This window comes from Clostridium sp. DL-VIII (genome assembly GCF_000230835.1).
Classification (GTDB): domain Bacteria; phylum Bacillota; class Clostridia; order Clostridiales; family Clostridiaceae; genus Clostridium.
This window is the reverse complement of record NZ_CM001240.1, coordinates 3658953-3670836: the sequence shown is the minus strand read 5'-3', so window position 1 is coordinate 3670836 and position 11884 is coordinate 3658953. Positions and strand designations below refer to the sequence as shown.

15 protein-coding genes are annotated in these 11884 nt (G+C 28.5%); 8 read left to right on the top strand and 7 right to left on the bottom strand.

Going from position 1 to position 11884, the window contains the following annotated elements; all coding sequences use genetic code 11:
• The first annotated feature begins 18 nt into the window (after nt 1-18).
• The 6 genes from CDLVIII_RS31415 (at nt 19) to miaB (ending at nt 4014) form a co-directional block, all read left to right on the top strand.
• On the top strand, nt 19-156 hold the full coding sequence (locus CDLVIII_RS31415; protein ID WP_009170682.1) for a hypothetical protein: 138 nt from the start codon (nt 19-21) through the stop codon (nt 154-156).
• Nucleotides 157-370: 214 nt separating this feature from the next.
• Nucleotides 371-883 carry a hypothetical protein gene (locus CDLVIII_RS16980; protein WP_009170681.1) on the top strand — a complete coding sequence of 171 codons (513 nt, stop codon included), beginning with the start codon at nt 371-373 and terminating at the stop codon, nt 881-883.
• Nucleotides 884-945: 62 nt separating this feature from the next.
• A complete protein-coding gene (locus CDLVIII_RS16975; protein WP_009170680.1) occupies nt 946-1182 on the top strand; it encodes a hypothetical protein in 237 nt (78 codons plus the stop codon).
• A gap of 52 nt (nt 1183-1234) precedes the next feature.
• A complete protein-coding gene (locus tag CDLVIII_RS31410) occupies nt 1235-1405 on the top strand; it encodes a hypothetical protein (RefSeq protein ID WP_009170679.1) in 171 nt (56 codons plus the stop codon).
• Nucleotides 1406-1655: 250 nt separating this feature from the next.
• Nucleotides 1656-2525 carry a GNAT family N-acetyltransferase gene (locus tag CDLVIII_RS16970; RefSeq protein WP_009170678.1) on the top strand — a complete coding sequence of 290 codons (870 nt, stop codon included), beginning with the start codon at nt 1656-1658 and terminating at the stop codon, nt 2523-2525.
• A 124-nt stretch (nt 2526-2649) separates the two neighbouring features.
• Complete coding sequence (miaB, locus tag CDLVIII_RS16965; protein WP_009170677.1) at nt 2650-4014, top strand: tRNA (N6-isopentenyl adenosine(37)-C2)-methylthiotransferase MiaB; 1365 nt, start codon at nt 2650-2652, stop codon at nt 4012-4014.
• 181 nt (nt 4015-4195) lie between these two features.
• Here miaB and ybaK read toward each other — a convergent pair whose 3' ends face one another.
• Nucleotides 4196-4675, bottom strand: coding sequence for a Cys-tRNA(Pro) deacylase (ybaK, locus tag CDLVIII_RS16960; protein WP_009170676.1), 480 nt, complete (start codon nt 4673-4675; stop codon nt 4196-4198).
• A 614-nt stretch (nt 4676-5289) separates the two neighbouring features.
• Here ybaK and CDLVIII_RS16955 point away from each other — a divergent pair.
• The gene (locus tag CDLVIII_RS16955; protein ID WP_009170675.1) at nt 5290-6279 is read left to right on the top strand and encodes a tyrosine recombinase XerC; all 990 of its coding nucleotides are present in this window, start codon (nt 5290-5292) and stop codon (nt 6277-6279) included.
• A gap of 152 nt (nt 6280-6431) precedes the next feature.
• On the opposite strand, the gene CDLVIII_RS16950 is transcribed toward CDLVIII_RS16955, so the two are convergent.
• The 3 genes from CDLVIII_RS16950 to CDLVIII_RS16940 form a co-directional block, all read right to left on the bottom strand.
• Nucleotides 6432-7097, bottom strand: coding sequence for a hypothetical protein (locus CDLVIII_RS16950; RefSeq protein WP_009170674.1), 666 nt, complete (start codon nt 7095-7097; stop codon nt 6432-6434).
• Between the two features lie 71 nt (nt 7098-7168).
• The gene (locus CDLVIII_RS16945) at nt 7169-7579 is read right to left on the bottom strand and encodes a hypothetical protein (RefSeq protein ID WP_009170673.1); all 411 of its coding nucleotides are present in this window, start codon (nt 7577-7579) and stop codon (nt 7169-7171) included.
• Between the two features lie 109 nt (nt 7580-7688).
• The gene (locus tag CDLVIII_RS16940) at nt 7689-8189 is read right to left on the bottom strand and encodes a GAF domain-containing protein (RefSeq protein WP_009170672.1); all 501 of its coding nucleotides are present in this window, start codon (nt 8187-8189) and stop codon (nt 7689-7691) included.
• A gap of 199 nt (nt 8190-8388) precedes the next feature.
• Between CDLVIII_RS16940 and lexA the strand changes: the two genes are divergently transcribed.
• Nucleotides 8389-8997 carry a transcriptional repressor LexA gene (gene lexA, locus CDLVIII_RS16935; protein WP_009170671.1) on the top strand — a complete coding sequence of 203 codons (609 nt, stop codon included), beginning with the start codon at nt 8389-8391 and terminating at the stop codon, nt 8995-8997.
• A gap of 120 nt (nt 8998-9117) precedes the next feature.
• Here lexA and CDLVIII_RS16930 read toward each other — a convergent pair whose 3' ends face one another.
• The 3 genes from CDLVIII_RS16930 to miaA all read right to left on the bottom strand — a co-directional run bounded on the left by CDLVIII_RS16930 (nt 9118) and on the right by miaA (nt 11859).
• Nucleotides 9118-10407 (bottom strand): methionine gamma-lyase family protein, encoded by a 1290-nt coding sequence (locus CDLVIII_RS16930; protein WP_009170670.1) that lies wholly within the window; start codon nt 10405-10407, stop codon nt 9118-9120.
• Between the two features lie 236 nt (nt 10408-10643).
• Nucleotides 10644-10886, bottom strand: coding sequence for an RNA chaperone Hfq (gene hfq, locus CDLVIII_RS16925; RefSeq protein WP_009170669.1), 243 nt, complete (start codon nt 10884-10886; stop codon nt 10644-10646).
• A 43-nt stretch (nt 10887-10929) separates the two neighbouring features.
• Nucleotides 10930-11859, bottom strand: a complete 930-nt coding sequence (miaA, locus tag CDLVIII_RS16920) for a tRNA (adenosine(37)-N6)-dimethylallyltransferase MiaA (RefSeq protein WP_009170668.1) — start codon at nt 11857-11859, stop codon at nt 10930-10932.
• Nucleotides 11860-11884: the final 25 nt, after the last annotated feature.

Sequence of the window (11884 nt, the reverse complement as noted above, 5' to 3'; positions counted from 1 at the left end):
TTTAAGGGGATGAATTTTATGAATGAAAAATCAAATGAGAAGAAAATATCTCTTACGGAGGAGCAAGCATCAAGAGCAGCGGAGACTTTAATAAATGCATGGCTTAGAAATGATGATACTATTACATATGTACCTAAAGATAATACTAAAAAATAATAAAATTTTAAGATAAGTAAATTTAAAGAGTAGCAGTTTTTTTGTTAAAATACTTCTACTCTTTAAAATTTAAACATAATTATAAATTCACCATTATATAAAATTGAGGTAAAACTGTAATCGTAAAAATAAACTTGTAATTTATCAATATAATTTGAATATTTTATTATAACACTAATAATTTATAATTAATGTTTTTGGAGGAAATATTAAAATGAAGAATAATAATCTTGCAAAAACAACAAAGAATTATTCCTTAAATACTCTAAAAATAGAAAGCAAAAATACTATAGATTATAAAATATATACTCCTGAAATAATGAAAAAATACAAATATGATTTTAAAATGATACTAAGATTTACAAATGATAAAGATAAAACTAAATTTATTATGTACAATAAAGTGAAGAAATGGTTTAAAAACGAAAAAATAGTGAATGTAAGCATGGAAAGAATATTTATTAAATCTAAACTTGGTTCGTATACTAGTGGCGGTTGCGGAATTGGAGCCTCATTCTTTGCTGGATTAATAGCAAGTGGCTTGTTTTCATATATGGATGATTATATAAGGAAACTAGGTCCATTCTTTTTTGTAATGTATTTTGTGCTAGTTTTATGCTTCGGTGTAAAAATTCTTTCTGATGAAGATAAGAATGTAGAAATGTATAATATGTTTCTAGAGGTATTAAATAATCTAGATTATGATAAAAATGAAAAACTAGGATAATATAAATACGGATAAAACTAAGCATTAGTGCACAATATATTGTTGTGAAAGGAAGTGTTATTATGAGTAATGAATCAGAAAATAACTTTAAAAATTTTCAAAGCTTAAATTCGGTATCGACTAAGCATAGTGATTTAAACAGTAAATGTTCCACAGGCAGCAGGAGTGTCAATTCAAATCAAAAGAGTGCTGGAGATAATGAGTGGAGTTCTGTACCACGTACTTATGATAAAGACGAATCTACTCGTAAAAATGAAAAAAGTGAAGGAAATAATCAATGGACTTCGACCTCAAAATAGTAGTTTTACTATAATATAATACTACTTTAACTAAAAAAGGAGTGTGGATATTATGAGTAATGTAAATAAAGGACATACTACTAATAAGATGAATGATAATTATATTGATTATCAAGGAGGATATATTTCATATGATCCAAATGCATTAACTGAACATTATACAGTTAAAGGGTTTGAAGGAAAAATCAAAAAACCACAAGTTTCTAAAAGCAGATGGTGTTAGAAAATATTAGCGCAAACTAGTTCTTGTTGCTAGATAAAATATTTTGCTTCCTTCAATTTTATGAAGGAAGCATTTTTTCCTAGTGTATTTAGTATATTATATTAAACAAAATTTATACTGGGACTTACTACTTATATTTCTTTTGATATTTTAACGTAAAATTAATATGCTATTAAGCTATATAGGAAGTTGACTATACTTATTATAAGAATTATAATTTATTTATAACTGGGTGAAATGAGGAAATATTATGGTCTTTTTAGAAAAATTATCTTTTTTTAATATAGAGCATTTTAGGAATTTGTATAAGACAAGTGAAGATGCTTATATATGCGATAAAAATTTTTTTGAAATTTATGATGATGAATCATTTATAATAAAATATCTTATAAGAAAACAAATTAAATTATTTAAGTTTAAGGATGAGTATATAGGGTACATTTGGTATGAAAATCCGTCTAATAAAGAATTCTCCAATATTTATGCAATTTATTTAAAGGATGAGTATATGGACTTGATTAGTAGTAAAATATTATCTTTTTTTAATATTAATGCTTTTAAGTTTGATATGTTAGCTAATTCAAAAGCATCTTATATAATGAAGAAATTGAACTTTAATGTAAATTCCAAACATATATTAATGAAGTTAAGAACAAGTAATCAATGTAATGGATTTAATAATAACAGATGTGTATTTAAACATTTTGTAGAAGGACAGGATGAAGAGTTGAGATGTAAAATCCAAAATTCAGTTTTTAGTGAAAAGAATAGAATTCCATTAACTGTAGAAGACGTTTGTAGAGAAGAGGACGAAGATTATTATTTAAGCGGTTTTGGAGTTTTTGTTTGCAACACTAATGGACAAGCCGTTGGATATGGTCAGGTTATTTTAAACAAAGGTTTATATACAATTGTTAATGTTGGGATACTTGATGGATATAGGCAAAAGGGATATGGAGAAAAACTTGTTAGATATTTAATTGATCTTTGTCATAAAAATTCTATTAAAAATGTATACATTAGAGTTGAAAAGAGTAATGAAAAGGCATTGTCTTTATATAATAAAATTGGATTTAGAGAACATCAATCTTTTATAAGTTGGTATAAAGACATTCACTAGAATATAAAGCGGGGCTATAAAGTAATGTGTAGCCCCTTAATCATCTATATAATTCAACTCTTTCTTTTGTAATTATAATTTGATATAATACTATGGAACTTGATTTTTAAACGGAGGAACAATAATGAACTTTGATATAGAACAATTAACTAATGAAAAAATTAATGATGAAAGAAAATTCTTCTTTATACAAACGTATGGATGTCAAATGAATGAAGAAGATTCAGAAAAACTTTCAGCTATGCTTAAAATAATGGGATATGAAAGCACAGAAAATAGAGATGAAGCATCTATAATAATATTTAATACTTGCTGTGTTAGAGAAAATGCAGAAAATAAGGTTTTTGGTAACCTTGGAGCATTAAAAAAGCAAAAAGAAAAAAATCCAGATTTAGTTATAGGTATTTGTGGATGTATGATGCAGCAAAAAGGAATGGCAGACGAAATCTTAAAGAGATTTCCTTATGTTAACATAATATTCGGTACTCACAATTCGTATAAATTTCCTGAATATCTAAACAGAGTAAAAACTGAGGGTGTACAAATCAAGGAAATTATTAATAAGGAGACTGAAATAGTAGAAGGAATTCCTATAGATAGAAAAAGTGCTGTTAAAGGATTTGTAACTATAATGTATGGATGTAATAATTTTTGTACATACTGTATAGTGCCTTATGTTAGAGGCAGAGAAAGAAGCAGAAAATCTGAAGATATAATAAATGAAATTAAAGAGATGGTTGCAAATGGTTATAAAGAAGTAACTCTTTTAGGTCAAAATGTTAATTCATATGGAAAGGGATCAGATGAAAATATAACTTTTGCTGATCTTTTAAGAAAAGTAAATGAAATAGAAGGTATTGAAAGAATAAGATTTATGACTTCTCATCCTAAGGATTTAACTTTAGATGTAGTTTATGCTATAAGAGATTGCGATAAAGTTTGCGAACAAATTCATTTGCCAGTACAAAGTGGATCAAACAGAATTTTAAAAGAAATGAATAGACATTACACTAAAGAACAATATATTGAATTAGCTAAAAAAATAAGAGAAGAAATTCCAGATGTAACTTTCTCTACAGATATAATTGTAGGTTTCCCAGGGGAAACTGAAGAAGACTTTAATGAGACACTGGAGTTAGCTAAAGAAGTTCAATATGATGCTGCATTCACATTTATTTATTCAAGGAGGAACCATACTCCAGCAGACAAAATGGAAAACCAAATTTCTGACGATGTTAAGCATGAAAGATTCAATAGGCTAGTAGAGGTTGTAAATAGCGGTATTGCAAAAGGGAACAAGGAAGCAGAAGGAAAAATTTACGAAGTTCTAGTTGAAGGCACTAGCAAAAATGATGAGTCAAAATTAATGGGTAGAACCAGAAATGGTAGACTTGTAAATTTTGAAGGTGGGGAAGACCTAATAGGAAAATTAGTAAATGTAAAAATAGTTAAGGCAAATTCGTTCTCATTAATTGGAGAAGTGATATAGAAAAGTAAATTTAAAATCGTCTGCGCAGTTTTTAAGTAGAATGTAAACTTCAAACTACGCAGACGATTTATTGTTTTTTGAGTAATATAGGTTAATACCGGAAGCATTTATTTCATATATCATTGAATCAGCGCAAGTCATAATAATAGGAGAGTGGGTTGCTAAAAAATTTACTTTTTCTTTATTTAATTATATCTATAAATGAGCAAGGAATCACTTTAGTAAGTTCATTTGGGTTCATTTCAATTTGAGCTCCTATTTTACCACCGCTAAATACAATTGTATCAAACAAAAGTGCGTCTTCTTGTATAAAAGTCTTAAAAACTTTTTTCATTCCAAGTGGGGAACATCCACCTCTAATGTAACCTGTAATTTTATTTATATCTTTAACGTGAATCATTTCGATACTTTTTTCACCAGCTGCCTTTCCAGCTTTCTTCATATCTAATTCTTCACTCACAGGGATAACAAAAACATAGAATTCTTTAGAATGACCTTGCGTTACTAAAGTTTTAAATACCTGATTAACATCTTTATCTATTTTATGCGCAACTGCAACTCCATCTATTTTACCATCTTTATTTTCATAGCTATGAGTTGAATATGTTATTTGATAGCTATCCAAAAGTCTCATAGCATTAGTTTTAGATTCTTTAGCCATATGTACGAGAGTCCTCCTTGAATGTTAAAATATTACTTAGTATATTATATCACATAATGCTATGGTAATTTCTGTGTATTAATAGAATCTTTCATGATAAATATAGTATTTTAACAAAGAGATACTAAAAGTAAATAATATATGTATTTTTTCGTAGATATTAATTAACGGTCAAATAACAAACATAAAATTTTAAAGTAAATTAAAAGTAAGTTTCTTAACATAAAGTGATTTTCAAATTTTAAATTTTGTCAGAATCCATATTAAAATCAAAGTCATATGAATCGATGTAAATAAGTTCGTTATAACATATATGATCTGAATGATTATTCGATATAAAATAATTGATATTTTTTATTTAAAATAAGCTTGGCAAATAAGATTTGAAAATTTGCAGCTTAAAAATTATACATTAATAAAATAAAAGTATAAAAAATAAAGAAAAAATCTCAAATATTATTTCGCTAAATATACATTTAGCGAAATAATTGCATTAATTTATGAAATTTGATATAATATTTTTAAATTAGTACAAAGTTCCAGCTATAAAGCCAACTATTTGTTTTATAGCAAACGTTTGTTGCTTTTTAATTTATAAAAACACAGGTGAAAATATGAAATATGATATTCAAGTTCTTCAAAATAATAATTTACCAGAAAGTTTAGTTGATTTTTTAAATTACTTAGAAACGATCAGAAGCACATCAATAAATACCATAGATGGTTACAGAATTGACTTAACTGTATTCTTTAGATTTATGATGATCTACAAAGGCAAGGTGAACTCTGAATCTATAGAATTTGAGGACATAGATATAAGTGTTATAGATTCAGAGTTTTTAAAAGCCATAAAGCTTAGGGATTTATATGCTTTTCTCTCCTTCACAGAAAAATATAGAGATAACAGTTCCTATGCTAGAGCTAGAAAGGTTGCAACTTTAAAGTCTTTTTTTAAATTTCTTTTCGGAAAAGCAAAGATAATTACTGAAAATCCAGCTTTAGAATTAGAATCTCCTAAAATAAATAAACGTCATCCAGTATATCTTACCTTAAATCAAAGCATTCATCTTTTAGAATCTTTGAATAAGGAAGATAAGAATTATCACAGAGATTATTGCATACTAACTTTCTTCCTAAATTGCGGAATGAGACTTTCGGAACTCTGCAGCATTCAACTTGATAAAATCAGAGATGATACACTTACTATTATAGGTAAAGGGAACAAAGAAAGAACTGTTTATTTAAATGATGCGTGTCTAAAGGCTTTAGCAAATTATCTAAAGGTTAGAAATGATTCAAAGGCATCTTCGGATAATAAAAAATTTCTTTTCTTATCTTCTAGAAATGTTCCAATAAATAAACGAACTGTTGAAATTATGATAAAAAAACATATAACTAATGCTGGATTAACTGATGATAAATACACCCCTCATAAATTACGTCATACAGCTGCTACTTTAATGTATAAGTACGGAAATGTAGATATAAGAAGTTTGCAGAGCATTCTAGGACACACTAACATCTCAACCACACAAATTTACACTCATGTTGATGATGATTCGTTAAGAGATGCTGTAAAATCAAATCCACTTTCAAAATTATAAAAAATCATATAGTTACGCAATATTATAAAGACCGAGAATTTAGGATAACTCTCCTATCTACTCTCTCCTATTTATTTTTTGCAAAAATTTTATAATTAAAAAGATTACTATTTGTAAAATAGTAACCTTTTTAATTTTTTATTTGAATATTATCATGGCCTTAATGTATTTCCATACAATCTTCCAAATTCATCAATATATGCAGGCTCATTACCTTCATAAACTATAAGGGTATTTCCTTTTCTATAATAATGAGGCTTATTAGTTGCGGTATAATTCGCTTTAGTCCCACTAATAGTCATTCCATCAGATGAAATTCTGTTAATATCTGCATCTAAATCTCCAACTGTATTATATTCATAGAGTCTTACTGTATCTCCTCCTAATTTATAATCTGTTTCGTTACCTTTAAAATAATCAACTTTAGAATTAGGAAGTTCTATAACTTTATAACCAGCATTTGAAATATCATTTTTAAAATTCTCAGGTCCGTATTTCATAGTATCAGTGGCGAATTGCATATTATTAGTTCCATCTGTAGCGCCTGTGTTATTTGTTCCTGTTCCATTGGAACCAGTTGAGCTTCCCCCGGTATTTGTTCTGCTTCCATTAGTGCCGTCTTGCAAATTTGCAGAATTATTACCATTGCCACCCCGAGGTGTATTTATATTATTATTATTAGCACCATCTGTAGTGTCTAATCTTGTAAAATTAGTTCTATTTCTTAGATGATCCCTAATATCACCACATCCAAATAATGATATTGAGAATAAAAGAATTGAAAATAGCATAAATGCTAAAATAAATTTTCGTCTCATAATAAATCACCCTTTCTATCGAAGTTATTACGTAATTATTATGTGAAAAAAACGAAAATCTATTCATAGGATTATTCTTGAATTTTATTTCTGAGTCTTCTAACTCCAGGATACAGTTCTTCGGTCGCTTCATCTATATCTATATCCATTCCATCTAAGTATTCTATATGTTCAAAAGCATCAACATAGTCATCTTCATCATCAATAATCTTATCTGAAGATTTTCCGTACTTAGCATATATATCTTTTAAATCAAGACTTTCTTCATCAATTTCGCTTAGTTCATCCTTATCTAAAGAGGATTTTAAATCATTTAAAAATTCTTCTTCTAATAGCTCGTTTTGCTCCTGGCTTTTAGCGATATCTTCTATTTTAATTGCTTTTGTATCTATTCCATCTATTTCTAAACACTTACCACAATTATCACAAATTTTATTTTCGTAAATATCACAGTAGTCGTCATCGGTATATTTATATGTCATTTATAACACCTCGTTATCTATATTTGAATTTTTATTATACCAAAAACAATCAATCAAATCAAATAATAATTTATGATTTGTTATTTATAAAAACTTTTAATATTATTAACTAAATTATAGCATTCCATTCAATATATTTATTCAATATTGAAATTGCTTTTTCTAAATATTTTCTTTCTAGTTCTGTAAACCTGCCAAATTCAGCACTATCCAAATCAAGAACACCTATAAGCTTATCATCTCTTACTATAGGAATAACTATTTCTGAGTTTGAAGCCGCATCACAGGCTATATGTCCCTCAAAATTATGTACATCATTAACTAACAAAGTTTCTCTTTTTAATGCCGCTAAACCACAGACCCCCTTTCCTATTTCAATTTTTGTGCAAGCAGGCATGCCTTGAAATGGCCCTAATTTAAGAGCATTATCATTAACTAAATAAAATCCGCACCAATTTATTCTTCCTATTAATGCATTTATTAAGGCAGAGGCATTACACAGTTTAGTTATTGGTAAATCTTCATCACTAACTAACCCTTCGAGCATGATCAGCATATTATCTAATTTACTTTCAGTGCTCATATCTTCAAAAACTTTTATATCAAACATTTTTTATCACATCACCTTTTAAATTATTTTAATCTTTATATCATCATTAAATATAATACTATTTTTTTCTCCAAATGGGAATAATAATATTACGATGGTGACTTATCAAAAATCTGTGATGATGCAATCCTCAGAACATAGGTTTGCTATAGAAATTATTATATGCTATAATAATTAGAAGAATAGAGAGGTGTTTGTAATGTCAGACGAAAAAGATAAGCAATCAGAGATATATGAATTTTTAAAAACATATACAGAAAGTAAAGGTTACCCACCTTCCGTTAGAGAAATTTGTGAAGCTGTATCATTAAGATCAACTTCAACCGTTCATGGACATTTAAAAAGATTAGAGAGAAAAGGCATGATTAAAAGAGATCCCTCTAAACCAAGAGCTTTAGAAATAGCTGAACTTTCAGCACCTAAAAGGGAAATGATAAACATTCCTATCTTGGGCAAGATTACAGCAGGTCTTCCAATACTTGCAACTGAAAATATAGAGGATACTTTTACCTTACCATTAGATTATATAAAACATGATAATGAGCTTTTTATGTTGCGTGTATCTGGAAAGAGCATGATTAATGCAGGTATTAACGATAATGATTTAGCGATTATAGAAAGTGCGCAAAATGCTAAAAACGGAGATATAGTAGTTGCATTAATTGACGATAGCGCTACTATAAAGAGATTCTACAAGGAAAAAGATCATATTAGACTTCAACCAGAAAATGATGCAATGGATCCAATCATAGTAGATGATTGTAAAGTTTTAGGTAAGCTTGTTGGTATATTCAGATCCTTTATATAAATATCTTTATAAAATAAATTAATAAACTATCTAATTATCAAAGTTCTATTAAATTTATAGCTTTGATAACTCAGATAGTTTATTTTTATTATAATTTATTTATTTTAAAAGTAATATATTCTATAAAACATTCAATACTCTGCTTAATCCAATAAGTACTCCAATTTTACCATGATCAAAATTTAGCCCGCCTTGTATATAAGCAATATACGGTTCTCTAACTGGCCCGTCTGCAGATAATTCAATAGTTGAACCTGAAATAAATGCTCCTGCAGCCATAACAATTTCACTATCGTAACCAGGCATTGCCCAAGGCTCACACACTGCAAATGCATCTATTGGTGAACCTGCCTGTATACCACTACAGAAATTAACTAATTTTTTAGGATCTCCAAATTCTATTGCTTGTATAATATCTGTTCTTTTATCACTTGATGCTGGAAATACTTTAAAGCCTGCTATTTCCATTACACGTGCGCAAAAAATTGCTGTTTTTACAGCCTCTATAGCTACATGAGGTGCAGAAAATAACCCTTGATAAAAACTCCTCATAAGACCATATGTAGCGCCATATTCGCCACCCACTCCTGGTACAGTCATTCTATTTGCAGCAGCATCTACATATTCTTTCTTTCCAACTATGTATCCACCTCCTGGTGCAATCCCCCCTCCTATATTCTTCATAAGAGATCCTGCCATTATGTCAGCACCAAATTCAGTAGGCTCAACAGTTTCTATAAACTCACCATAACAATTATCAACGAAGATTATAACATCTTCACGAATTTCTTTAATACATTTAATCACTTCTGCTATTTGGGAAACTAAAAATGACTTTCTAGAAGCATAACCAGTACTTCTTTGAATATGTATAAGTTTTATACTCGAATCACTCTTTAAAGCCTCTTTAATTTTATCAAATTGGAATTTTCCTTCTTTATCTAAATCAACTATTTCTGTTTTTATTCCATATTCATCTAAAGAGCCCGGATTCTTTTTTTCTGATAAACCAAGTACACCTAATAAGGTATCATACGGAAGACCTGAAACGCAAAGTATTTTATCCCCAGGTCGTACATTACCAGCTATAGCACATCCTATAGCATGAGTTCCACTGACAAAATGCGGACGCACAAGACCAGCTTCAGTATTAAAAATATTTGCGTATACATTATCTAATGCATCACGACCTAAATCATCAAGACCATATCCAGTGGTATTCGTAAAATGTGAATCACTAATTTTTTCAGTTTGAAAAGCTCTTAAAACTTTGAGCTGATTAAATTCTCTAATTTCATCATATTCTTTAAATTGAGCTTCAGTGTCAGTTAAAGCCTGTCTATAAATATCAAACGTCTTCTCTCCTATATTATAATTTTTAATTAAAAATTCTTCTGTTTGTTTTAACATATCTAAGTCTCATCCTCCAAAGTACTTATTTCATATAGTTTAAGCATTGTTTAAAAAAATAAGAAATCAATCCACCTAGCTATTTTCCACCATTGTTATGAGAACAAGCTACTTCTTTGTATGATGAAAAATACCCCCGGCATTATTTAGACTTGTTATTTTCTTTCATATGCCTTAATTAACAATAAGAAAATTATATAACCCAAAAATAAATAGGCAAATTAAATGCCTATTTACTAACTTTCATATTCATTTTCTGCAAATAAAATTGGTTTAGCTGGCGTTATAGTTGATATCGAATGCTTGTAAATCAGCATTTGCTTGTTATCAGAATCTAAAATAACAGTGAAATTGTCAAAGCCTTTTACAGTACCTTTTAATTGAAATCCATTTAACAAATGTATAGTCAACTGTATCTTATTTCTTCTCGCATTATTTAAAAAAATATCTTGTAAATTATTTTGTGCTTTATTGACCAAAATATAACACCTCCATATACATAACTTTATTATTATTATACAGCTAGTTTTTTCCTATGTCATTAATAACTTTTTCTAAAATTTCATCATCGCTCATGATGTCTTTATCCAAAAAAATACATCTCTTATCTCGTCTAAACCATGTTAGCTGCCTTTTAGCATAATTTCTAGAACCTTGTTTTATCATATCTATTGCTTCATCTAATGAAATTTTACCCTCTAAATAATAAAGAATTTCTTTATAACCAATTCCCTGCATGGATTGAACATTTGAAGTATAACCCATTTCTTTTAATCTTATGCACTCATCTAATAGTCCCTTTTCCATCATAATATCTACTCTTTTATTGATTCTTTCGTATAGTTTTTGTCTATCCATAGTTAATACATAATAAAAAATATCATAATTGCTATTGTAGAAATCTTCACCAGCATTATAAGAACTAAACGGCTTATTAGTAAGCTTAAATACCTCCAATGCCCTAATTACTCTTTTTCTATTATTAGGATGTATTTCAGCATAGCTTATTGGATCGATATCTTTTAACATATTGTGTATATATTCATTTCCCTTCTCAGTGGCTAACCCTTCTAAATACATTCTATAATCTTCATCTTTTTCTGATTCAGTAAAATTCATATTACAAGTTAATGAATTAATATATAGTCCGGTGCCTCCAGATATTATTGGAAATTTTCCTTTTTCTATGATGCTTTTTAAGGCTTTTTCTCCATATTCCTTAAAATCTGCAACAGAAAACTCAGTATCTGGTTCTACGATATCTATTAAATAATGTTTAATCCCATCCATTTCTTCTTTTGTTACCTTAGCAGACCCAATATCCATGTGCTTATATATCTGCATAGAATCAGCGGATAAAATTTCGCCATTAAGCTTTTTTGCAAGCTTAATTGAAAGGTCAGTCTTCCCCACCGCTGTCGGCCCGCCAATTATTAATAATTTCTGCTTCATTATCTCATCCCTTCATTATAATGAT